Consider the following 23,202-nt stretch of genomic DNA (forward strand, 5'->3'; position numbering starts at 1 on the left):
ACAAACGTTCCCGATAATCCGCTCACGAAAACGTTTACAACCGGGCGGAATTCGAAACCCCATGACACCGACGATCAAAGATGTCGCCGCTCACGCGGGCTTTTCCATTGCTACCGTGTCGCGCGTGATCAATGCCCCGCACACCGTGAATCCCGTCACGCTCGACAAGGTGCGGAAGTCCATCGACGCGCTCAACTTCCGTCCCAGCGCGCTCGGCCGGCAATTGCGCGGCGAGCGCACGCGTTTGATCGGCGTCATCCTGCCGACGCTCGCCAATCCGGTGTTCGCCGAATGCCTGCAAGGCATCGACGATCTCGCCTCGGCGCAAGGCTATCGGCTGATGCTGATGACCACGCAGTACGACGTGGACCGCGAACGCCACGCCATCGAAACGCTGCGCGAACAGCGCGTCGAAGGACTGATCCTGACCGTCGCCGATGCCGACACGCATCCGCTGCTCGACGAACTCGACCGCGCGGGCCTGCTTTACGTGCTGATGCATAACGACACCGTGCGGCGGCCGTCGGTTTCGGTCGACAACCGGCTCGCCGCCTACGACGGCGTACGCCGGCTCATCGCGCAAGGCCATCGGCGCATCCTGATGCTGGCCGGCTCGTTCGCGGCTTCGGACCGCGCGCGTCAGCGGCATCTCGGCTACACGCAGGCGATGCAGCAGGCCGGACTCACGCCCGCGCCCGCGCTCGAAGTCGATTTCAACGCGGCGGAACTCGCGCCGTCGGTGCTCGCGCACCTGACGCACGGCGCGAACCGTCCCACCGCGCTCTTCTGCAGCAACGATCTGCTCGCGATGGTCGTGATGCGCGGCCTGCATCGCGCGCGTCTGCGGATTCCCGAAGACATGTCGATTCTCGGCTTCGACGGCCTCGCGATGGGCGAGCTGCTATCGCCGCCGCTCGCGAGCATCTGCGCGCCGAATCGGGAGATCGGCTGCGCGGCGTGGCAGCGTCTGCTCGCGCGCATCGGCGGCCATGACGACGCATGCGGCGACGCCTCGCTCGCGCTGACCCTGCCGCACAGCGTGCGCGAAGGCGCGACGATTGCGGGACTTGCGACGCTCACACCCGCTCCATAGCACGACCACGAACCACAACCTCGCACCACCACCCGCTCTCTTCGCGAATAGGAGACCCGCAGTGATTCGCTCAACCTCACGCTTCGCTTCATCGCTCGAACCGCTCTTGCACAAACTCTCGCGCGTTGCCGCGACGGCGTTGCCGGTGAGCCTGATCGTCGCGAGCGCCGCCTTCGCCACGCTCGCGCCGCAGGCAGCCCGCGCCGACGAAACCGCGATCTGCTACAACTGCCCGCCCGAATGGGCCGACTGGGCAAGCCAGATCAAGGCGATCCAGCAGAAGACCGGCATTCGCGTGCCGTTCGACAACAAGAACTCGGGCCAATCGATCGCACAACTCATGGCCGAGCAGAAAAGCCCGGTCGCCGACGTCGTCTATCTCGGCGTATCGTCCGCGTTCCAGGCGAAGGACAAGGGCGTGATCCAGCCGTACAAGCCCGCTCACTGGAACGACATCCCCGCCGATCTGAAAGACCCGCAGGGCTACTGGTTCACGATCCATTCGGGCACGCTCGGCTTTTTCGTCAACAAGGACGCGCTCGAAGGCAAGCCCGTGCCACGCTCCTGGGCCGACCTGCTCAAGCCCGAATACAAAGGCATGATCGGCTACCTCGATCCGTCGAGCGCCTTCGTCGGCTATGCGGGCGCGGTCGCGGTGAACGAGGCGCTCGGCGGCACGCTCGATAACTTCGAGCCGGGCCTCGACTGGTTCAAAAAGCTCAAGGCCAACGAACCGATCGTGCCGAAACAGACCGCGTACGCGCGCGTGCTGTCCGGAGAAATTCCGATCCTGCTCGACTACGACTTCGACGCGTATCGCGCGAAATACAAGGATCACGCGAACGTCGAATTCGTGATTCCCAAGGAAGGCACGATCTCGGTGCCTTACGTGATGAGCCTCGTAAAGGGTGCGCCGCATGAAGCGAACGGCAAGAAGGTGCTCGACTTCGTGCTGTCCGACGAAGGCCAGAAGCTGTGGGCGCAGGCGTATCTGCGGCCGGTGCGCGCGAGCGCGATGAGCCCCGAAACCGCCGCGAAATTCCTGCCCGCCAGCGACTATGCCCGCGCGAAACCGGTCGACTTCGCGAAGATGGCCGAGAAGCAGTCGAGCTTCGGCGAGCGCTATCTGCAGGTGATGCATTGAACGACGTCACGTTCCCGCTGCGCTGGCGCATTGCGTTGCTCGCGCCGGCGCTCGCGGTCTTCCTCGCGTTCTGGCTGCTGCCGATGAGCGCGCTCGTGCAGCTCTCCGGCGGCGGCCACGCGTTCGCGACCTATCGCGCGATGCTGACGAATCCGCGCTACATGTCGAGCCTCGGTGCGACCGTCGTGTTGTCGGCGGCGGTCACGGCGGCCACGCTCGTGCTGTCGGTGATCGCGGGCCTGCTGCTCGCGCGCCGCGAGTTTGCGGGCAAGCGCACGCTGCTCGCGCTGCTGACGTTTCCGCTCGCGTTCCCGGGTGTCGTGGTCGGCTTCATGGTCATCATGCTGGCGGGTCGTCAAGGGCTGATCGGTGCGCTCTCGCTGAAACTCACGGGCGAGCGCTGGGTGTTCGCGTATTCGATGAGCGGCCTCTTTCTCGGTTACCTGTACTTCTCGATTCCGCGCGTGATCGTCACTGTGATGGCCTCGGCGAGCAAGCTCGATGCGTCGCTCGAAGAAGCCGCGCGCTCGCTTGGCGCCTCGCCGTGGCGCATCACGCGCGACATCGTGCTGCCCGCGCTGTCGCCGGGATTGATCGCCGCGGGCGCGGTGTGCTTCGCGACCGCGATGGGCGCGTTCGGCACCGCCTTCACGCTCGCCACCGACATCGACGTGCTGCCGATGACCATCTACACCGAGTTCACGCTCAACGCGAACATGGTGACGGCCGCGGGCCTGTCGATCGTGCTGGGCATCGTCACGTGGGCCGTGCTTGCGATCGCGCGCAGCGCGAGCGGCTCGGGCGTGGCGGCGAGCGCATGAGCGGCGCGCGTGACCCTGTGACTCGCGTACCGAAAGACAGGATACCTATGCATTCCATCACCGCCTCTTCTTCGCAAGCCGGCGCCGGCGCGCGTGCGCGGCGCAGTTGGCTCGGGCGTTGGTTCCGTCAGTCCCGCCGGCCTGATACGCGTACATGGCTCGCCGCCGGCCAATGGCTCGTCACGCTGCTCCTGTGCGCGTTCCTGATCGTGCCGGTCGTCATGTCGATCGTGGCCGGGTTGACGGTCAACTATTTCAAGGGCGTCTCGAGCGGACTCACGCTGCGCTGGCTCGCCGAGGTGTGGACGCAGTATCACGACTCCGTGTGGCTGTCGCTCGAAGTGGCGGCGGCAACGCTCGTCGTCACGCTGCTGACCGGCGTGCCCGCCGGTTATGTGCTCGCGCGCAGCAAGACGCGCTTCGCACGCGTCGTCGAGGAATTTCTCGTGCTGCCGATCGCGCTGCCCGGGCTCGCCTCCGCGCTCGCGCTGCTCGTGATCTACGGCGGCTTCACGGCGTTCCGCATGAGCGCGGCGTTCATCGTCGCCGGTCATGTGGTGTTCACGCTGCCCTTCATGGTGCGCGCCGTCGCCGCGATCTGCGCGAGCAGCGATCTGCGCACACTCGAAGAAGGCGCGGCGAGTCTCGGCGCGAGCTTCTTCCAGCGCTTCGTGACGATCGTGCTGCCGAACGCGCGGCCCGGCATCGTCGCGGGCGCGCTCGCGGTGCTGACACTGTCGATCGGCGAATTCAACCTCACGTGGATGCTGCACACGCCCGATACGAAGACGCTGCCGGTCGGCCTCGCCGACACCTACGCGTCGATGCGCATCGAGATCGGCAGCGCGTACACGATCCTGTTCTTCATCATGACGATGCCGCTGCTCGTCGCGATGCAATGGCTCGGCGTCGATGCGACCGGCCAGCGCAGCGCGTCGAAAAAGCGCGGCGCCGCTTCTTCCGCGAAGTCCATCGACACGCCATGAAACTCACTTCGGTTCCCATCACGCTCACGCAGTGCGCCAAAACGTTTCGCGGCACGCGCGTGCTCGAGCCGCTCGACCTCTCGATCGGCGCGGGCGAAACCCTGGTGCTGCTCGGCCCCTCCGGCTGCGGCAAGACGACGACGCTGCGCCTGATCGCGGGGCTCGAAACGCCCGACGCGGGCGGCCGCATCGCATTCGGCGACGACGACGTGACCGCTTTGCCGATCGAGAAACGCGCGGTCGGCATGGTGTTCCAGAGCTACGCGCTGTTTCCGAATCTCACCGTGCGCGGCAACATCGGCTATGGGCTGAAGATCAAACGCGTGCCGGCCGGCGCCGCGCGGCAACGCGTGGACGAACTGCTCGACATGATGCGGCTCACCGCGCACGCCGACAAACCGGTCGATCAGCTCTCCGGCGGTCAGCGTCAACGCGTGGCGCTGGCTCGCGCGCTCGCGGTGCAGCCGCGCGTGCTGTTGCTCGACGAGCCGCTGACCGCGCTCGACGCGCGCCTGCGCGACACGTTGCGCAGCGAGATGAACGCGCTTCTGCGCGAGCTCGGCATCACGACCGTCTACGTGACGCACGATCAGGCCGAGGCCATGGAACTCGGCGACCGCATCGTCGTGATGAGCGCGGGGCGCATCGAGCAGATCGGCTCGCCGCGCGACATCTACTATCGCCCGGCGAATCGCACGGTCGCGCAGTTCGTCGGCACGATCAACCGGCTCGCGGGCGAGCGGCGCGACGGCATGCTGACGACGAGCGGCGGCGCCGTGCCCTTGCCTGCCCATGTCGCCGATGCGGCAACCGCCGCGCCCGCGCACAGCACGCACGAGATCTTTTTCCGCCCCGAAGACGCGCGTCTCACCGACCCGGCAAGCGCGCAATTGCGCGGCCACGTCGAAAGCACCGCGTTTCTCGGCGAACGCACGCGTCTGACGATTGGCGGCGCCGCGCCAGAGCCGCTCTTCGTCGATGTCGCGGGCCGCATCGAACTCGCGCGCGGCACGCTGGTCGGCATCTCGATCGAACAGGGCGCGCTCATTGCGCTATCGTAGTGAAAGCAGCGCCGGGTTCCGGCGCGCCATATCAAGGACTCCCCATGCTACTGGCTCAAATCAGCGATCTGCATATCAAGCGGCCCGGCGCGCTCGCCTACCGCCGCATCGATACCGCACCCTATCTCGCGCGCTGCGTCGCCGCGCTCAATGCGCTCGTGCCGCGCCCCGACGCGGTCATCATGACGGGCGATCTCGTCGATCAGGGCGACCCGCAACAGTACGAACACCTGAAAGCGCTGCTCGCGCCGCTCGAGATCCCCTACTTTCTGATGGTCGGCAATCACGACGAACGCGCCGCGTTGCGCGCGGCTTTTCCCGAGCGCGCGGAACTGCATGGCGGTGGCGAGTTCGTGCAGTATGCGGTCGACGTCGGCGCGCTGCGCCTGATCGCGCTCGATTCGCTGGTGCCGGGCGCGAGCGGCGGCATGCTGTGCGACACGCGGCTCGCGTGGCTCGCGCAGCAGCTCGACGCGGCAAGCGGCAAACCGGTCGTGGTCGCGCTGCATCATCCGCCGTTCGCCTGCGGCATCGGGCATATGGACGAAATGCGGCTCGACCCGGCGGCGGCGGACAAGCTCGCGGCGTTGATCGCCCGTCACCCGAATGTGGAGCGCGTGATCTGCGGACACGTGCATCGGCCGATGCACGTGCGCTTTGGCGGCACGATCGCGTGCGCGGTGCCGGCGCCCGCGCATCAGGTCGCGCTCGATCTGCGCGACGACGCGCCGTCGATGTTCGTGATGGAGCCGCCCGCGTATGCGCTGCACCGCTACGATCCGGCCACAGGCATCGTCACGCACCATGCGTATGTCGATGCGTCCGACGGGCCTTATCCGTTTTACGACGACGACGGGCTGATCGACTGAAGCGGGTGGCCCGCCGGGCCGACACTCAACGCGTCGGCCCGGCACGAGCGCGCAGAAAACACCGCTTTCCCGCGCCGGGCGTCCGTCAGCACGATCCGCCCCGCTCCGGTATGATCGGCACGCTCGAGGATCGCGCATGGGCCGGTCCGCTGCTCCACGCCTCTCTCATGTCCACTCCCGACGCTTCCCCCTCCGCTCCCGCTTCCTCGTCCCGCTCGTTGCGCGGCCTGTTGCTGCTGCTCGCGACGATCGCCGGTATCTCGGTCGCGAACATCTACTACAACCAGCCGCTGCTCGACAATTTCCGCCAGTCGTTTCCGGGCAACGCGTCGTGGGTCGGCGCGGTGCCGGCCGTCACGCAGCTCGGCTACGCGGCGGGCATGCTGCTGCTCGCGCCGCTCGGCGATCGCTTCGACCGGCGCCTGCTGATCCTGCTGCAGATCGCCGGCATGTGTATCGCGCTCGTCGTCGCGGCTTCGGCGCCGACGCTCGCGGTGCTGATCGTCGCCAGTCTCGCGATCGGCGTGCTTGCGACGATCGCGCAGCAGGCCGTGCCGTTCGCGGCCGAACTCGCGCCGCCGTCCGAGCGCGGCCACGCGGTCGGCATGGTGATGAGCGGCCTGCTGCTCGGCATTCTGCTCGCGCGGACCGCGGCGGGCTTTGTCGCCGAATACTTCGGCTGGCGCTCCGTGTTCGGCGCGTCGGTCGTCGCGCTGCTCGTGCTGGCGGTCGTCATCATGCTGCGTTTGCCGAAGAGCCAGCCGACCTCGACGCTGCCGTACGGCAAGCTGCTCGTGTCGATGTGGCATCTCGTGACCGAGCACCGCGCGCTGCGCGAGGCGTCGCTGACCGGCGCGGCGCTGTTCGCGGCGTTCAGCATCTTCTGGTCGGTGCTCGCGCTGCTGCTCGCGGGCGCGCCGTTCCATCTCGGACCGCAGGCGGCGGGTCTGTTCGGTATCGTCGGGGCAGCGGGCGCGATGGCCGCGCCGCTTGCGGGCAAGTTCTCCGACCGGCGCGGACCGCGCGCGATCATCACGGTCTCGATCGTGTTCGTCGCCATTGCGTTCGTCGTGTTCGGCGCATCGGCGAAGAGCATCCTGGGGCTCGTGGTCGGCGTGATCGTTCTCGACATCGGCGTGCAGGCCGCGCAGATTTCGAACCAGTCGCGCATTTACGCGCTGAAGCCCGAAGCGCGCAGCCGTGTGAATACCGTGTACATGGTCGCGTATTTCATCGGCGGCGCGCTCGGCTCGGGTGTCGGCGCAATCGTCTGGCCGGTGTTTGGTTGGATCGGCGTGAGTGTCGCGGGGATTGCATTCACGGGGTTGGCCGCGTGGAATCATTTGCGGCTGCCGGCGCGGGCTGGGCATTGACATCGGGCTGACCAACGCGGCGCACCTACACTTTTGCCGATCCAACACCGCTGGACCGTAATTCGTGTATCTCGCTGAGGAAAATCATCCTTCGCCCATTTCATACTTCGTCGCGATTGGATAGCTTAACGGACGGTTAACATCTATAACAGCCTCGTGAAACAAGAGGACCGCCTGTAATGAACGACACATGGGTCGATCTCGATCAGTTCATACGGGAAATGCGCACACCTGCTGCGTTGCCTCTCGACGAGGAACTGACCCGCGACATGGATCTGTATCACGATCTCGATTGGGAGCCTGCGAGGATCACAGACGTGATGCATCGGTGGGCCGAGCGGTTCCACGTGGACCTGAAGGACTTCGATGTGGCCTACTACGTTCCCTCCGCAAACATGCGAAAGCGCGACGTCATGGCGGCCGCACTGAAATCTCCTTTTAGTGCAAAGGCACGCGAATTACTCGGTGGTCGCTCACTCACACTCGGGATGCTCGAAGAAGCAATGAAGCGGGGACGGTGGCAACGGGACTAGAAACACAGCCCAAACCCGGGCAGCGCGTGGCGGGCGCTTCGACATCCGGCGCGGTGCGTTGAGCGGCACGGATATCGATGTCGTGATGCCAGGTGTCAGCACAGCAACGCCGCCGGTCGATCTGCCGCCGCCGCAGACTTCACTCGCATCGCTGACTTCGTCGCAAAGCAAGGCCCGGCGGCATGGCGCAAGCGCCGTTGTGGGGCTACGCCGGCGCAAACACCGGCGCCTGCCTACAACAAAATCGCCCCGCGTCTGACAGCGCCGCTCCTGTCCTTTTTTACCGTACAATCAGGCCAGTTCGAACCCGGATCGACTGGCATGGCTCCGACCGGGCGATATCAACCGCTGCTTTCTCGACAAGGAGAACTTTCATGACCCGACTGATCGCTTTGCTTCTGCTTGCAGGAACGGCAATGCTTGCCACCGGTTGCAACACAATAGCGGGGGCCGGTGAAGATATCTCGAAGGGTGGCAATGCCATCACGAACTCCGCGGATAAGGCCAAGTAAGCGGAAGTCTGGTGGAATCGGGATAGCCCGTCGCGGAAAGCCGTGGCGGGTTTTTTATTTCTGTCGTGCTTTATAGGCCGCGCCCCTCACGCAGTGCCCTTCTTCCGGTAATCGAACCAGAAAGACAGCCCGACGCTCACCAGAATCACGATCGTCGCCACCACCGTCGAGCGCGTGACCGGCTCGCCGAGCAGCAGCGCGCCGAGCACGACCGCGATCACCGGATTCACGTACATGCAGCTGCTCGCAATGATCGGGCTCGTGTGGCGGATCAGAAAGCCGTACGCGACATACGCGGCCATCGTGCCGATCAGCATCAGGTAGAAAAACGCGAGCACCGGCAGAAAATGAAGCTCGAGCATACGTTCGCCCGACACCCACGCGACCAGCGTCGAGATCGCGCCGCCGAGGCCGATCTGCAGCGCGGTCGACAGAAACAGATCCGACGGCAGCTTCAGCCGCCCGGCCAGATGCGCGCCGACCGCCCAGAAGAGCGCGCCGCAAAGAATCGCGAGACTGCCGCCCGCTGAACCTGGCGTGCTGTCGCCGTGACTGAGAATGGCAATACCGACGAGCCCGAGCCCGACCGCGAACCATTCGCCACGGCCGATCTTGCGGCCCGCGACGGCCGCGATGATCGTCGCGAAGAGCGGCACGGTCGCGACCATCACCGCCGCGGTACCGGTGCCGACGGTGCGCATCCCGTAAGCAAGCATGCCGCTCGACAAGCCCACGAGCATCGTGCCGACGATCCCCGCGTTGCGGATTTCAGCGAAAGTCGGCCACAGCGGCTTGCGGCGCACCGCGAATACGAACAGGCCAATGCCGGCGAACAGGTTGCGCAACCCGGAGAGCAGCAGCGGCGGGAACGAGCCGAGCGCGACGTGCACGGCGAGATACGTCGAGCCCCATACGAGATAGACGACGGTGAGCGCGAGCGCAATCTGGCCGTTATGCGACTGCGGCAAACGGATCGGCCAGTTACGCGGAGAAAAAACCGAGCGTTGCAACGACATGCGTTCAGCCCGCCTGCGCCGCCGAGGTTGTCCATGTGGGAGGCGTGGCGCCTGCGCTGAAAACGCGGGGGCGGCATGGCGAACGCCGCATCGGCGATGCGGTCTGGCGGGTGAGGCTGGCGGACATGTCGGTGGAACGGGAAAACGATGCGGGCGGCCAGATCGGTCAATGAGGTCGATCAGGCCAATGAGGCCACAATGCCGCGGCCCCGATGAGAAGTGCCGCGACTGGCACGTGCCGAAAGCTGCGGCGCGCACCGCATTATGCAGTAAGCGCCCACCGCGTCGCTCGGGAGAATCGTAACTTTTTGGCGTACTTGCAACAGAAAAAAGCCGGGGACGCCGCCCCGGCTTCTTATCGGCCTCTTATCGGCTTCCGGCCGGCTTCTTGCGCGCTTCTTGCGCGCTTCTTGCCCGCCTCTTGCCGGCTTTTTCGGCCCGCGCCTTACCCGCCCAAGTTGGGACCGGCGAGGGCCGCTGCGCGGCTCAATTGGCCATTGCGCCCGACGCCTCGTGCTTCATGCCCGGGGAGCCCATGGCGTCGCCCTTCTTCATCGAGTCGTGCTTCATCGCGTCCTTCTTCATGCTGTCCTTCGACATGCTGTCTTTGGACATCGAATCTTTCGACATCGTGTCCTTCGACATCGCGCCGCTCGCCTGAGCGAACGCTGCGCCGCTGCCCGTGAGCAATGCGGCCGTGATCGTTACGATAGTTGCGACTGCAAACTTTTTCATGGGATGACTCCATTTGTGGTGAGTGAATCGATGCCGGCTCGAGCCGGCGCATTTCCGAAGCCGCTGCCGCAAGCGGTCGCGTGCGCGGCGCGCGTGGCGTAGCCCTGCGCGTGCGCCGCTGTCGCCTGCGTCAGGAGCCTCCGAACCAGTTGTAGCCCTGGTCGACCCAGTAGCCGCCAGGATAGGTGTTGGTGACGAATATCTCGACGATGTGCTTCGGATTCTTGTAGCCAAGCTTGGTCGGCATGCGCAGCTTCATCGGGTAGCCGTATTTCGCGGGCAGGAGCCCGCCGTCGTACGAGAACGTGAGCAGCGTTTGCGGATGCAGCGCGGTCGGCATGTCGATGCTTTCGTAGTAGTCGTCCGCGCACTTGAAGCCGACGTACTTCGCGCTCGTGTCCGCGCCGATGCGCCGCAGGAAATCGCCGAACGGCGTGCCGCCCCAGCGGCCGATCGCGCTCCATCCTTCCACGCAGATATGCCGCGTGATCTGCTCGGCATGCGGCAGCGCGTACAGTTCGGGCAGCGTCCAGACGCGCTGGCCGGTGACGAGGCCGCTCACCTCGAGGCGGTAGCTGGAGCCGTCCACGTGCGGCACGTCGTCGATGCCGTAGAACGCGTTGAACGGGAACGGCCGCGTGATCTGCGCCTCGGTGTAGGTCGGCGCGAGCTGGCGCGGATCGAACAGCGCGGCCTGTGCACGGTCGTTCAGACGTGAGACGGCGGTGAGGAATTTATTGACCGAATCGTCGTCGGTCAGCGAGCAGCCGGTCAGCATCGACAGGCCGCCGAGCGTCAGCAATTGCTTGCCGAACAGGCGCCGCGACGGCATCGAGAGCTCGCGCTTCGCATCGGTCAGGATCGATGCGCGGTCGAGCCGATGGATGCCGCGTTGGGTGGATTGATCGCTGGGCTTGTTCATGATTCGTTATCCATAACGTTTTGCGTTCTCTGCCTGCGTTTTTGCGCGAATGCAGGCACGCATGCCATTCAACGGCCGCGCAGCATCGCGAGCAGCGAGCGCGGCACGAGCGCCACCATCGCCAGATGCACGGCGAGGAACGCGGCCAGCAGCGACATCGCCGTGAAGTGGACGACGCGCGCGTTGTCGTAGCCGCCCATCAGCTCGCGCAGCAGCGGAAACTGCACCGACTTCCAGATCGCGAGCCCCGAGAGCACCAGCACGATCAGATCGCCGATCACGAACAGATAGGCGAGCTTCTGCACCGCGTTGTAGCTGCGCAGATCGGCGTGCGAGAGCTGGCCGCGCAATGCCGCGACGAAGTCGCGCAGCACCGCGCGCGGCGTGAGCGGCAGGAACTTGCGCACGAGGCGTCCGCTCGCGAGATTCAGCGCGAGATAGACGAGGCCGTTGAACACGAGCAGCCACATCGCCGCGAAGTGCCACTGCAGCGCGCCGCCCAGCCAGCCGCCGAGGGTGATCGCAGTGGGAAAGCTGAACGCCGGGAAAATCGGTGAGGCGTCGTAAATGCGCCAGCCCGAGAGCATCATCACGATGGCCGCTAGCGCGTTGAGCCAATGCGTGACGCGCACCCACAGCGGATGAATCGCGCTTTGCTTGGGCATGGCGGGTGGCGCGTTGTCGCGCAAGGCGTGGGGCGTTGCCATGGGACTCTCCTGAATCAGGTGTGCAGATCCACTGCGTTTGATCGCGCTCAACGGCACGCGGGAAGCTCGGCCGCTTGCAGCACGTCACCGGTTGCATCGTTTTCGACGAAGGCGACGACGCCGAAGCGGCCGGCGGCGTCGCTGGCATCTGCTTTGACGTTGGTGTTGGTGTTAGCGTCGGCCGTCGCATCCGCGACGCGTATGTCCTGACGGATTCGCGCCTTGCCCGCGACGAGCGGCACGGGGCCGATCCACTGCCGCACGACCCGCTCGTGATGCAGCGTGGCGCCACGGTTTTCACCGGCGCCGACCTGCGACGTGAGCGAGTTCTCATAGACCGCGAGATAAGCGCTCAACGGGCTCGCGGCGGACTCGGCCGCGCTGCGGAATTGCGCGTCGACGTCGAACGCGCCTTGTGCGTGCGGCGTGAGCGCAAGCGCGACGTTCGCCCGCGCCGGTTCGGCGACGAGCTGCGCGATGCGGCGCTCGAAGCTGTCGCGTTGCGACCAGTCGCGCAACTCGCGGCCCGCGACGAAAACTTCCGGCGTGTAGATCGTGTGAGCGCCCGCGAGACCGGTCAGCGTCTGCTGACGCTCGGTGAAGCGATGCTGGGCGAAGCGGTCGGTCCAGCCGAGGCTGTTCCAGTAGTCGACGTGCAGCGCGAGCGGCACGATGCCCTGCGCGGCCCCGCCGCTTTTCCATTGACCGAGCCAGCGGTCGGCGGGCGGGCAGCTATCGCAGCCCTCGCTGCTGTACAGCTCCACGAGCGCCACGCGATGCGCCGGGCTCTGTGCCGCGCAACTGCTATCGGCGGCATAAGCGCCGACGCTCGCAGCCATTGCGCTGACGAGAAGCATCGCCAGCACAATGGCTGGCGCGAAAGACAAGGCGGAAAGCCGAAGCGTTAGACGGCTGCGCGCGATCGACATGACGTGCTCCAATCGGAATCTGCACGTTTGTCGAACCGCGCGGCCGGTTATGACAGCCTGCTTTTAATTTTTTTCCGGCTTCGGGTGAACCGCCCGAAACATGCCGTTGCTCACTGCGCCGCTGCTCACTGGTAACTGACGACCACCGTCACGCGCGTGCCGGCATCGGCAGGCTTCGCCATGAGCGACAGCACGCCGCCCATGCGGCCCACGTCGTAGTGTCCGTCGCGGGCCACGGCGGGCCGTCCGCCGCCGTCGACGAAACGCGTCGCCACGAGATCACGCGACTGCGCACTGCCGTTGACCTCGAGCGCGATATCGGCGCCGCCCACGCCCGGCGGCGCGCTGAACGTGACCGTACGCGTGAGCCCCTGCCCCGCCACCTGCACGCCCGCCGCGCTGGTGCTCGCCACCGCGGGCGCCGCATCCGCGCTGATCTCCAGTGGCGGCGCCACGATCGTCCCCACGAACCTGATCACCCCGCTACTGGCCGCCGACGCCGCGAGTGGCGCAGCCAGCAACGCCGCAACCGCCGCCCCCTTGCCCAACGTTCGCCACCGCCATGTTTCCGCTTCCATGCGCACCTCCCCCGTCAATCGGCTCGAGTCGCCTCGCGCCATTCACCCGCGATCCCACGCGAATCGCTTCGCCGGACAGCGGCCTCGCTGCACACTCCTCGTTGCAGATTCAACGGCATTGCTTCGACTGGCCTGAGCGCATCGCGTACAACCGCCTTCCTCACGCTTTGCGCATATTGCAGCGCATGAAACGGCGCGTTGGCGGAGCACCGCGGCGCAAATGGAAGCGCACGCGGCGGCGTGCTAACATTTGGCTTTCGCCTCGCTCTTTCAACGCTTTTTCAGGCGCTATTTAACGGTGCTTGAAGGGGCCCGAGGGTGCTCGAGGCGCTTTCCGGTTTCCGGCTTCGCGCGGCCTTCTTCACGGTACGCGGCGCGTTTGCCTCGCTCTCTCCGACACTTGCCCCGTACTGCGATGCGTCCTCCGACTTTCCGTGCTCTCGTCCGCTTGCGCCCCTGCCGCGCAAGCGGTTGCGCGCGCGCGAACGTCGCGCCGCATACCGCCGGCGAGCCGTCCCGAACGCTCCCGCTCCCCGCCGCCCGGCGCCCAATCTGACGCTTCCCGTTCCATGAGCCGGAGCCGCGTCGACGGGCTCCGGGCTCATCTCATCCGCACACCGTGCCGCGCGCCGTTTTTTGCGCGCCTCACCCCCACACCCGTCTATCTGGAGCGTTCATCGTGAAAAAGACCAAAACCCTTTACCTGACCGAACTCGACCTCACCCGCCTCGAAAAACATGCTGCCGCCGACCCGAAGATGCAGGACATGCTCGACGACGTCCTCGAGCGCGCCGCGATCGTCGACTCGCGCGAAATCCCCGCCAACGTCGTCACGATGAATTCGCAGGTGACACTCGTCGACGAAGCGAGCAGCGAGCAGATGACGTGGACCGTCGTCTATCCGCCGAACGCCGATTTCTCACAAGGGCGCCTGAACGTGTTCTCGCCGGCCGGCCTCGCACTGCTCGGCGCAAAGCGCGGCGAACGGATCCACTTCACGCCGCCGAGCGGCACGCCCAAGGCGCTGCGGATCGAGAAAATCCTTTATCAGCCGGAAGCTGCCGACGATTTCTCGCTGTAAACCTCGCTGTAAGCCATCGAAGTTCGATACGGTGCCAGAACAAGAATAGGATATGTCTGATTGCAACCCAATCCTTCTTCAGACCTATTCGGACAGGTTGCCAAACAGCGGGCGGCCGGTGTATCGTGTGCGCTGCTAACGCGGGGGTCCTGCGTAGCACGGTGCTGGAGGTCCGTGCCACGTGGGTGAGAAATACCCTTTGAACCTGATCTGGATAATGCCAGCGCAGGGAAGCGTACGGATTTCGCACTGCACCGCCGCCTCACCCTCCCGCGATCTCCGACTCCTTCCATCTCAGTCTCCTGCTTAGCGGCCCCACATTGTTTTGAATGGGACCGGGGCAGCGCTTTGTCACCTGCTCTGGTCGCTCGCAATATGTTGCATGGGACCAGAGTAAGGCGCTGAAGCGCCAACTCTGGTCGACAGGAGATAACTCATGAACGCCAATCCGAAGTTCCTTTCCGCCGACGCCCATGTCGACGAAGCCGCCGTCGCGCCGCTGCCGAATTCCCGCAAGATCTACGTGAGCGGCTCGCGCCCCGACATCCGCGTGCCGATGCGCGAAATCTCGCAGGCCGATACGCCTGACAGCTTCGGCGGCGAAAAGAATCCGCCGATCTACGTCTACGATACGTCGGGCCCCTACTCCGACCCGGACGCGAAAATCGACATCCGCGCGGGTCTGCCCGCGCTGCGCCAGGCGTGGATCGAGGAGCGCGGCGACACCGAGCCGCTGACCGGCCTGTCGAGCACGTTCAGCCGCGAGCGCGCCGCCGACCCGGCGACCGCCGAGCTGCGCTTCCAGGGGCTGCACCGCACGCCGCGCCGCGCGAGCGCCGGCAAGAACGTCTCGCAGATGCACTACGCGAAGCAAGGCATCATCACGCCGGAGATGGAGTACATCGCGATCCGCGAAAACCAGCGCCGCGCCGAGTATCTGGAGAGCCTGAAGACGAGCGGCCCGAACGGCGCGAAGCTCGCCGCGATGATGGGCCGCCAGCATCCGGGCCAGGCGTTCGGCGCGAGCGCGTTCGGTCCGAACGGCCTCACGGCGATCACCCCGGAATTCGTGCGCGACGAAGTGGCGCGCGGCCGCGCGATCATCCCGAACAACATCAATCACCCGGAAAGCGAGCCGATGATCATCGGCCGCAACTTCCTCGTGAAGGTCAACGCGAACATCGGCAACTCGGCGGTGACGTCGTCGATCGGCGAGGAAGTCGACAAGATGACGTGGGCGATCCGCTGGGGCGGCGACACGGTCATGGATCTGTCGACCGGCAAGCACATTCACGAAACGCGCGAGTGGATCATCCGCAACAGCCCGGTGCCGATCGGCACGGTGCCGATCTATCAGGCGCTCGAAAAGGTCAACGGCAAGGCCGAAGACCTGACGTGGGAAATCTTCCGCGACACCCTCATCGAACAGGCCGAACAGGGCGTCGACTACTTCACGATCCACGCGGGCGTGCGTCTGCAATACGTGCCGCTCACCGCGAACCGCATGACCGGCATCGTCTCGCGCGGCGGCTCGATCATGGCGAAGTGGTGTCTCGCGCATCATCGCGAGTCGTTCATCTACGAGCACTTCGAGGACATCTGCGAAATCATGAAGGCCTACGACGTGGCCTTCTCGCTCGGCGACGGCCTGCGTCCCGGCTCGATCTACGACGCGAACGACGAAGCGCAGCTGGGCGAGCTGAAGACGCTCGGCGAACTCACGCAGATCGCGTGGAAGCACGACGTGCAGGTGATGATCGAAGGTCCGGGCCATGTGCCGATGCAGCTCATCAAGGAAAACATGGACCTGCAGCTCGACTGGTGCGACGAGGCGCCGTTCTACACGCTCGGGCCGCTCACGACCGACATCGCGCCCGGCTACGACCACATCACCTCGGGCATCGGCGCGGCGATGATCGGCTGGTTCGGCACGGCGATGCTCTGCTACGTGACGCCGAAGGAACACCTCGGCCTGCCGAACAAGGACGACGTGAAGACCGGCATCATCACGTACAAGCTCGCCGCGCACGCAGCCGATCTCGCGAAGGGCCATCCGGGCGCGCAGGTGCGCGACAACGCGCTCTCGAAGGCGCGCTTCGAATTCCGCTGGGAAGATCAGTTCAATATCGGTCTCGACCCGGACAAGGCGCGCGAATTCCACGACGAGACGCTGCCGAAGGATTCGGCCAAGGTCGCGCATTTCTGCTCGATGTGCGGACCGCACTTCTGCTCGATGAAGATCACCCAGGACGTGCGCGAATTCGCGGCGCAACAGGGCGTCACCGCCGACGAAGCGCTGAAGAAAGGCATGGAAGTGAAGTCGATCGAGTTCATGAAGCAAGGCGCGGAGATTTATCAGCGGCAGTGAGCGGCTTCACGCGTGGCGCGTCCCGTTGATCCCATGGATCGATAGATCGCATCACGCTGATCTTCATCGTGCATAGCAGCATCGAAGCCCGCCGCAATGGCGGGCTTTTTCGTTTCGCCGCGACAGCGGGCACGCAGCATGCTGACAGAAGGGAAACAGCTGATTACGAAGCCGACGCTCCGCTGACAGGCTCACACGACTGGATAGGGACCGCGCGGCTACGATCAGACGCAAGGACGGGGTTGTTCCGCTTCCATGAACACGCCCCACCACGAACCGGAGTCAGCATCATGAAAACGATCCGTCACATCGGTACGCTCGCAGCCGTCGCAATGCTCGCCGCCAGTCTCGCGGCATGTGGCGACATGTCTCCACGCACACGCGATACCGCGATTGGCGCGGGCGTGGGCGGCGCCGCCGGGGCGGCGATAGGCGGCAACGGATTGTCGACGCTCGGTGGCGCGGCGGCGGGCGGCATCATCGGCAATCAGATCGGCAAGTGATCCGGTCATGAGCGATGCGGATCTAGCCGCCAGTTCAGTCCGGTTAAGCCAGCGGTGACCGGAACCGCGCGTTTCATGCGTGCCTGAGTCCGGCTTTTCACCCAGCTTCGCGCCCAGCTTTGCAGCCGACAACAACTGATGATTCGCACAGGATACCGAACGATATCCGACGGCATGCGAGAGCGGCCAAACCTCTGCGCTCTCGCCTCGGGCATGCGCTGAAATGAACTGAAATACCCCGTTACGGTTTTGCCACAGTGTTCCCACCGCAAGAGCGTAAGCTCACTCCCAGTGACGTCGCGCATAGCGGCGTCGTTCATCGAGGAGCGCGCCATGAAGCCCCGCGTCGTCAACACTATTTGCTCGGCGCGCCCGTGGCCGCCGCGCGGTTTTTCCCCTTCCGTCCGTACCTTCGCGCACCACGTCGCCATGCTCGGCGGCGGCGCAGCCGTTGCGCTCGCGTTATCGGGCTGTTATTACCCGGCCGGCTACTATCCGTCCGGGTACTACACGTCGTACTACGCCACCCCGCCCGCGGCCACGACCCAGCAGAGCGCGACGGCCGATCCGTCGAATCCGTCCGACGCGCAGCAGGCCCAGGCGCAAGCGCAAGCACAGGCAGCGCCGCAAAACCCGCCACCGGGCTATGTCGTCGCAGCACCGCCGCCCGCGTATGTCGCGCCTTATCCCGCGTACTATCCGCCGCCTGTCTATCCGTACCCGGCGTATTACGGTTATCCGGGCTATTACGGGCCGTCGGTCTCGATCGGCTTCGGCGGATATTGGGGCGGCGGGTGGGGACGGCACTGGCGTTGAAGCGCTTCCGAGCGCCATGCCATGTGAGCCTCGCGACCATTGAAAAGCGCGTGGACCAGACAAGTGAACCTCGCAGTCGTTGAGAAGGCGCGTGGATCAGATTCGCGGTCCACGCATCAGCCGTCGACGCGCTCGCCGCGCCTTATCCCCTTCCCGCTTCTCGCCCCTCGTTCACCCGCGCCTCGTTTCACGCTCCGATAACGCGAGTCGTCTCCACGAGGACGCTGAAGGCGCGCCACTCGCGAGAAGGCACAGCGAGCGGGATTCCGCCGCCCCGCCCGTAGTTTCCCGTCTTGACGCGCCCGCGCAGCGCTCTATCCTTGGCAAAGCCACATGCAGCATTCGCTTAAATCAGGCGGCGCCCGCTTCCTCGGTTTTCCGGCGCGCATCCGCCCTGCCACAGCGACGCGCCCGTCATGCGCAGTCCACGCGTCGATCCGAACGACAACGAAGGAGACGTGATGTTTCATCAACTACTCACTCCGGTCGGCAACTCGCTTTTCCCATCATTCCTCGTCGCCGCGCTGCCGATCATCGCGGTGCTCGCGCTGCTCGGCTGGGCGCGCAGACCGGCCTGGCAGGCGTCGCTCGCGGGGCTCGTAATCGGTCTGATCGTGGCGATTTTCGTCTGGCAGTTTCCGGTTGGACTCGCGTTCAACTCGGTGGCCGCAGGCGCTGTGTTCGCATGCTGGCCCGTGATGTGGATCGTGTTCGCGGCAATCCTGCTCTACAACATCGCGCAACGCTCGGGACGCTTCGCGGCCTTTCGCCTGTGGATGATCGACAACCTGCCGAACGACCGGCGCATCGTCCTCGTCGTGGTCGGTTTTTCGTTCGGTGCGCTGCTCGAAGGGATTTCCGGCTTCGGCACGCCGGTCGCGATCACGAGTTCACTGCTCATCATGCTCGGCTTCCCGACGCTCGAAGCGCTCACCTTCACGCTGATCTTCAACACCGCGCCGGTCGCGTTCGGCGCACTCGGCGTGCCGATCACCGTGCTCGGCGCGGTCACGCATCTGCCGTCCGACATGCTCGCGAAGATGGTCGGCCGGCAGTTGCCGTTCTTCGCGCTGCTGCTGCCGTTCTACGTGATCGGCGTCTATGCGGGCTTTCGCAACATGCTGCGCGTGTGGCCGGTGCTGCTCGTGTCGGGCGCGAGCTTCGCGCTCACGCAGTTCGTCGTCTCGAACTTCGTCAACTACAGCCTGACCGACGTGCTGTCTTCGCTGGTGTCGCTGATTCTCACCGTCGCGTTCCTGCGAGTCTGGAAACCCGCCGTCGATCCGAAGTTCGCGATCAACATCGACCGCATCAACGAGGTGCGCGGCAAGATCGGCGGCGCGCAGGGCTGGTATCCGTGGATCATCGTGTCGGTGGTCGTCATCATCTGGACCGTCGCCAAGATCTTCACGATCGGCGACATCAAGGTGCTGTGGCCGGGTCTCGACAAGGCCGTGTTCATCACGCTGTACAACACGCCTTACGGCGCGGTGTGGGACTTCCAGCCGCTCGCGACCGGTACGGCGATTCTCGTCGCGGCGATCATCACCGCGTTCGTCGTGCGCCTCTCCCCGGGCGAATTCGGCAAGGCGATCGCCGACACGTGGGTACAGACGCGCATCGCGATCCTGACGGTGGCGACCATCGTCGGCCTCGCGTATCTGATGAACTACTCGGGACTCACCTATACGCTCGGTCTCGGCGCCGCCTCGGTCGGGCCGTTCTTCCCGCTCGTGTCGGCGTTCCTCGGCTGGGTCGCGGTGTTCCTGTCCGGCAGCGATACGTCGGGCAACGCGCTGTTCGGCAATCTGCAGGTGGTGGCGGCCAATCAGCTCAATCTGAACCCGGTGCTGATGGCGGCGACCAACTCGTCGGGCGGCGTGATGGGCAAGATGATCTCGCCGCAGAACATTTCGACCGGCGTCGCGACCACCGAACTCAAGGGCAAGGAAGGCGTCGTGTTCGCGAAAACCTTCAAGCACTCGATTCTGCTGACGGTGCTGCTCGGCGTGCTCGTATGGGCGCAGCAGAATTTCCTGCAGTGGATGATTCCGCATTGAAGCGGACGCAGGGTTCCCGGGGCTGAAGAGCTTGCCTCGCGGAACCCCCGGGCGCGCCGCCCGGTAGTGAGCCAAACCGATGACCGCGGGCGCCATGCCCGGTCCGCGTCCGATGGCGGCGCACACCGGAGCGCCGCAAAATATCCCACGTTTTTTCACGTGCCCGCCGCCACCGCACGGGCACGGTTTAAAATCCCCGCCGGTCAGATCGCGATTTTTCTCACATATCGGTGAGAATTGCTCGTTTTGAGCGCACCAGTGACGCGCTTACGATCGACACCACCGGACGCCGCCATCTCCCGGATCTTGCCGTTTCACTCCACACTGAAACGTTTCGCGTGAGCCCGCTGTTACGATGCGCAGGCGTCCCGACTCAACCGCGCGCGGCGCCTGTCCAATGAAAGCCAAAAATCTGCTGCAACTGCTGATTCTCGCCGCCCTGTGGGGCGCGTCGTTCCTGTTCATCCGCGTCGGTGTGACCGACTTCGGCGTCGCGCCGCTGATGGCGCTGCGGGTCGGCATCGGCGCAATCTTTCTCACAATCGTGCTGATCGCGCGGCGGCCGCTGCAACAGTCCGCCACGATCTTGCGCACGCGCGCGCTGCCGCTGCTCGTAGTCGGCATTCTGAATTCGGCGGCGCCGTTCTGCCTGTTCGCGTACGCCGAGCTGACGCTGTCGGCGGGCGTCACCTCGGTAATCAACGCAAGCACGCCGCTGTGGGGCGCGCTGGTCGGCTTCCTGTGGCTGCGCGACCGCCTGAGCGCGCTGCGCACGCTCGGTCTCGTGATCGGCTTTCTCGGCGTGCTGATGCTCGTGTGGAATCAGATCGCCACGCCGGACGGCTCCTCCGCTTCACCGGTGACCGTCACGCTCGCGGCGGCCGCGGCGCTCGGCGCGACGCTGCTGTACGGCATCGCCGCCAATTACACGAAACGTCACCTGACCGGCGTCGACGCGCTGACCGTCGCCGCCGGCACGATGATCGGCGCGACGATCGTGCTGCTGCCGCTCGCGGTCATCTACTGGCCGGCCGCACCGATCTCGCTGCGCGCGTGGGGCGCGGTGATCGCGCTCGGCGTCGCCTGCACCGGTGTCGCGTACATGCTGTTCTTCCATCTGATCGCCGTGGCCGGGCCGGCGCGCGCCATCACCGTGACGTTCGTGATTCCGATTTTCGGCATTCTGTGGGGCGCGCTGTTTCTCGGCGAGGCGGTGTCGCTGGGCATGCTCGAAGGCTGCGCGGTGATCCTCGTGGGTACTGCGCTGGCGACGGGTGTCGTCAAGCGTCTGCCGTGGATCGGCACGCGGCGGGCCGATACCTGAACGTCGTGTTTGCGCTGGCGCGGCCCGATGCGCGAATAGCGGCAAATAGCAGCCACTCGCGGATATCCGCAGCTGCGAGCGACCACCAGCCGCCAGCAGCGCACACGAAAAAAAACCGCCCGGGACTTCCCCGGGCGGTTTTCCGAATCAGCGGCCTCGCCGCCGAAACATCGCTCAGTGCAACTGGTCGGCCATCAAGCTCAGGATCTGCTTGGCCTGTGGGCTTTCGTCGACCTGCCCCTTGTCGTCGACCACGGCCACGCGGGTCTGGTCAGGCGTCACCGCGCGCACGTTCACGCGATACTCCTTGGCGACCTTTTCCTTCTTGCCGTGGAAGACCTGGTTCCAGAAGCCCTGCTCGGCCGACGACAGATCCTTCGGATCGACGTAGCGCACGAAGTAGATGCCACGGGTCGCGTCGCGGTCGTTGACGGTGAAGTTGCTGCGATCGAGCGCCAGGCCCACACGCAGCCACGCGCGGTCATACGGCTCGCTGAGCATGACTTCTGTCGACGAGAGCTGCGCCGACGCATTGCGCGAATCCGCATCCGGCATCGGCTGCTGGGCCGAGAGCATCACGTTCTGCGCCGCGGTGGCGGCCGCCGCCGACTTCGCGCCCGCCGTTGCCGCGTTCGGCGCCGTTTGCGCGCCTGCCGGCGACAGCTCGGCGTTCTGCGTGCCGCCCGCGGTGCGCGAGTCGGCCAGCGCGAGCGCCGCCATCAGGCGCTTCAGATATTCCTGCTCGAGCGCCGGGTCGTTCGGCTTCGGCTGCCACTGGGTCGAATCGTTGTTCGTGCCGGTGATCGCCTCGCGCATGCCCTTCTGGCTCACGAACACGTAGGTGCCGCCGTTCGGCGCCGCTTCGAGACGCGTGCGGAACTTGTTGCGCTCCGAGCTCACGTAGCTGTTGCCCATCGCCTTCGACAGCGTGCTGCGAATGAGGCCGTCGTTGATCTGCGCGTGGGTTTCGTTCCAGTCGGTTTCCATCACGCCCTTGTCGCGCTGGTCGACGACGAGCAGGAAGCCCTGCTCCTGCCAGAAGCGGCGGATTTGCGGCCACGCCTGATCGGGTGTCTTGTTGTCGATGACGAGCCAGCTTTCAGTGCCGTCGCGCTGGATGTGCATGCCCTGAACCGGCGGCACGACCACCACCGAATTACCCGCCGGCGCCTGCGCCTGCACCTGCTTCAACGTGGACAACGAGGTTTCGCCGCCCTGCGGCGGCAGCGAACGCTGATCGGATGTCTCGTCGATCATGTTCGGCGGTACGGCAAGCGATACCTGCTTCGACCGCGAGTCGCTCTTGTAGTCGATTTTGGTCGGCGACGAGGTGCCGCAGCCGGCGACCAGCCCGCCCGCCATCAGCATTACTGCAAACCGCTTGGTAAGACGAAGATCAGTCATGTTCGGGGAATCCTTCCGCTACGCCACGGCAAGTTTCCGTGGATCAACCCAACATTTTACCGGTCCTGGGCAAGCGTGTGCAAAAACTGGGGTTTGCCCGCGAATCGGATGGCCCGATGCGCACGTCCATGCCCCGCTTCTTTCCAGCAAAAAAGTCCATCCTCTTTGCCCCCAATTTCTTTGCCGTGATGTAAATTTCACAGTCGCTAACACTTACGAGGCGACATTGAGAATGTTCCTACGTCGTTGTTAGACGCTTGTCTTGAAAAGACTTTCGGCATCTATGCAGCTTTATTTTGAGATTGTGTGCGGCCGTGTCTGAAACCGCCCATCACGAAGAACAAAAATCGCGTGCTACTTTAAGTTC

23 protein-coding genes and 1 riboswitch are annotated in these 23,202 nt (G+C 65.2%); of the genes, 16 read left to right on the top strand and 7 right to left on the bottom strand.

The features are described from left to right. Positions 1-61: 61 nt before the first annotated feature. The 9 genes from B9Z01_RS02680 to B9Z01_RS02725 all read left to right on the top strand — a co-directional run bounded on the left by B9Z01_RS02680 (position 62) and on the right by B9Z01_RS02725 (position 8,392). Positions 62-1,093: a LacI family DNA-binding transcriptional regulator gene (locus B9Z01_RS02680; protein ID WP_085480700.1), complete on the top strand. Its 1,032-nt coding sequence runs from the start codon at positions 62-64 to the stop codon at positions 1,091-1,093. Positions 1,094-1,154: 61 nt separating this feature from the next. Continuing rightward, positions 1,155-2,237, top strand: a complete 1,083-nt coding sequence (locus B9Z01_RS02685) for an ABC transporter substrate-binding protein (protein ID WP_085480701.1) — start codon at positions 1,155-1,157, stop codon at positions 2,235-2,237. Next, positions 2,234-3,058 (top strand): ABC transporter permease, encoded by an 825-nt coding sequence (locus B9Z01_RS02690; RefSeq protein ID WP_085480702.1) that lies wholly within the window; start codon positions 2,234-2,236, stop codon positions 3,056-3,058. Before B9Z01_RS02685 ends, B9Z01_RS02690 begins: the two co-directional genes overlap by 4 nt. A gap of 47 nt (positions 3,059-3,105) precedes the next feature. Then, positions 3,106-4,044, top strand: a complete 939-nt coding sequence (locus tag B9Z01_RS02695; RefSeq protein ID WP_244195908.1) for an ABC transporter permease — start codon at positions 3,106-3,108, stop codon at positions 4,042-4,044. After that, on the top strand, positions 4,041-5,105 hold the full coding sequence (locus B9Z01_RS02700; RefSeq protein WP_085480703.1) for an ABC transporter ATP-binding protein: 1,065 nt from the start codon (positions 4,041-4,043) through the stop codon (positions 5,103-5,105). The genes B9Z01_RS02695 and B9Z01_RS02700 overlap by 4 nt, the downstream gene beginning before the upstream one ends. A gap of 44 nt (positions 5,106-5,149) precedes the next feature. Then, positions 5,150-5,974: a phosphodiesterase gene (locus B9Z01_RS02705; protein ID WP_085480704.1), complete on the top strand. Its 825-nt coding sequence runs from the start codon at positions 5,150-5,152 to the stop codon at positions 5,972-5,974. A gap of 167 nt (positions 5,975-6,141) precedes the next feature. Continuing rightward, positions 6,142-7,347 (top strand): MFS transporter, encoded by a 1,206-nt coding sequence (locus B9Z01_RS02710; RefSeq protein ID WP_085481160.1) that lies wholly within the window; start codon positions 6,142-6,144, stop codon positions 7,345-7,347. Between the two features lie 179 nt (positions 7,348-7,526). After that, positions 7,527-7,880, top strand: a complete 354-nt coding sequence (locus B9Z01_RS02715) for a DUF1493 family protein (protein ID WP_085480705.1) — start codon at positions 7,527-7,529, stop codon at positions 7,878-7,880. Between the two features lie 374 nt (positions 7,881-8,254). Next, positions 8,255-8,392 (top strand): entericidin A/B family lipoprotein, encoded by a 138-nt coding sequence (locus B9Z01_RS02725; RefSeq protein ID WP_085480707.1) that lies wholly within the window; start codon positions 8,255-8,257, stop codon positions 8,390-8,392. An 86-nt stretch (positions 8,393-8,478) separates the two neighbouring features. Here B9Z01_RS02725 and B9Z01_RS02730 read toward each other — a convergent pair whose 3' ends face one another. The 6 genes from B9Z01_RS02730 to B9Z01_RS02755 all read right to left on the bottom strand — a co-directional run bounded on the left by B9Z01_RS02730 (position 8,479) and on the right by B9Z01_RS02755 (position 13,279). Then, positions 8,479-9,408 carry an EamA family transporter gene (locus B9Z01_RS02730; RefSeq protein WP_085480708.1) on the bottom strand — a complete coding sequence of 310 codons (930 nt, stop codon included), beginning with the start codon at positions 9,406-9,408 and terminating at the stop codon, positions 8,479-8,481. A gap of 486 nt (positions 9,409-9,894) precedes the next feature. Beyond that, on the bottom strand, positions 9,895-10,143 hold the full coding sequence (locus B9Z01_RS02735; protein WP_085480709.1) for a pentapeptide MXKDX repeat protein: 249 nt from the start codon (positions 10,141-10,143) through the stop codon (positions 9,895-9,897). A 130-nt stretch (positions 10,144-10,273) separates the two neighbouring features. Next, entirely contained in the window at positions 10,274-11,065 is a 792-nt protein-coding gene (locus B9Z01_RS02740; RefSeq protein WP_085480710.1) for a molybdopterin-dependent oxidoreductase, read from the bottom strand. Between the two features lie 68 nt (positions 11,066-11,133). Further along, entirely contained in the window at positions 11,134-11,772 is a 639-nt protein-coding gene (locus tag B9Z01_RS02745; RefSeq protein ID WP_085480711.1) for a cytochrome b/b6 domain-containing protein, read from the bottom strand. Positions 11,773-11,819: 47 nt separating this feature from the next. Further along, positions 11,820-12,701, bottom strand: a complete 882-nt coding sequence (locus B9Z01_RS02750) for a DUF1223 domain-containing protein (protein ID WP_085480712.1) — start codon at positions 12,699-12,701, stop codon at positions 11,820-11,822. 125 nt (positions 12,702-12,826) lie between these two features. After that, positions 12,827-13,279, bottom strand: a complete 453-nt coding sequence (locus B9Z01_RS02755) for a hypothetical protein (RefSeq protein WP_085480713.1) — start codon at positions 13,277-13,279, stop codon at positions 12,827-12,829. 679 nt (positions 13,280-13,958) lie between these two features. Between B9Z01_RS02755 and B9Z01_RS02760 the strand changes: the two genes are divergently transcribed. From B9Z01_RS02760 to B9Z01_RS02785, 6 genes are all read left to right on the top strand, one after another. Continuing rightward, positions 13,959-14,360: a GreA/GreB family elongation factor gene (locus B9Z01_RS02760; protein WP_208625836.1), complete on the top strand. Its 402-nt coding sequence runs from the start codon at positions 13,959-13,961 to the stop codon at positions 14,358-14,360. 132 nt (positions 14,361-14,492) lie between these two features. Continuing rightward, positions 14,493-14,610: riboswitch (TPP riboswitch) on the top strand. 186 nt (positions 14,611-14,796) lie between these two features. After that, on the top strand, positions 14,797-16,728 hold the full coding sequence (thiC, locus tag B9Z01_RS02765; RefSeq protein WP_085480714.1) for a phosphomethylpyrimidine synthase ThiC: 1,932 nt from the start codon (positions 14,797-14,799) through the stop codon (positions 16,726-16,728). A gap of 290 nt (positions 16,729-17,018) precedes the next feature. Continuing rightward, positions 17,019-17,231 carry a glycine zipper 2TM domain-containing protein gene (locus B9Z01_RS02770; RefSeq protein ID WP_085480715.1) on the top strand — a complete coding sequence of 71 codons (213 nt, stop codon included), beginning with the start codon at positions 17,019-17,021 and terminating at the stop codon, positions 17,229-17,231. A 333-nt stretch (positions 17,232-17,564) separates the two neighbouring features. Continuing rightward, positions 17,565-18,047, top strand: a complete 483-nt coding sequence (locus B9Z01_RS02775; RefSeq protein WP_085481162.1) for a hypothetical protein — start codon at positions 17,565-17,567, stop codon at positions 18,045-18,047. 461 nt (positions 18,048-18,508) lie between these two features. Further along, the gene (locus tag B9Z01_RS02780) at positions 18,509-20,107 is read left to right on the top strand and encodes an L-lactate permease (RefSeq protein WP_085481163.1); all 1,599 of its coding nucleotides are present in this window, start codon (positions 18,509-18,511) and stop codon (positions 20,105-20,107) included. Positions 20,108-20,504: 397 nt separating this feature from the next. Then, positions 20,505-21,431, top strand: coding sequence for a DMT family transporter (locus B9Z01_RS02785; RefSeq protein ID WP_085480716.1), 927 nt, complete (start codon positions 20,505-20,507; stop codon positions 21,429-21,431). Positions 21,432-21,605: 174 nt separating this feature from the next. Here B9Z01_RS02785 and bamC read toward each other — a convergent pair whose 3' ends face one another. Next, positions 21,606-22,835 carry an outer membrane protein assembly factor BamC gene (gene bamC / locus B9Z01_RS02790; protein WP_085480717.1) on the bottom strand — a complete coding sequence of 410 codons (1,230 nt, stop codon included), beginning with the start codon at positions 22,833-22,835 and terminating at the stop codon, positions 21,606-21,608. 38 nt (positions 22,836-22,873) lie between these two features. On the opposite strand from bamC, the gene B9Z01_RS35390 reads away from it, so the two are divergent. Beyond that, positions 22,874-23,029: a hypothetical protein gene (locus B9Z01_RS35390; protein ID WP_167387420.1), complete on the top strand. Its 156-nt coding sequence runs from the start codon at positions 22,874-22,876 to the stop codon at positions 23,027-23,029. The last annotated feature ends 173 nt before the right edge of the window (positions 23,030-23,202 follow it).

Origin of the sequence: Paraburkholderia susongensis, from assembly GCF_900177725.1 — a bacterium.
GTDB lineage: Bacteria > Pseudomonadota > Gammaproteobacteria > Burkholderiales > Burkholderiaceae > Paraburkholderia > Paraburkholderia susongensis.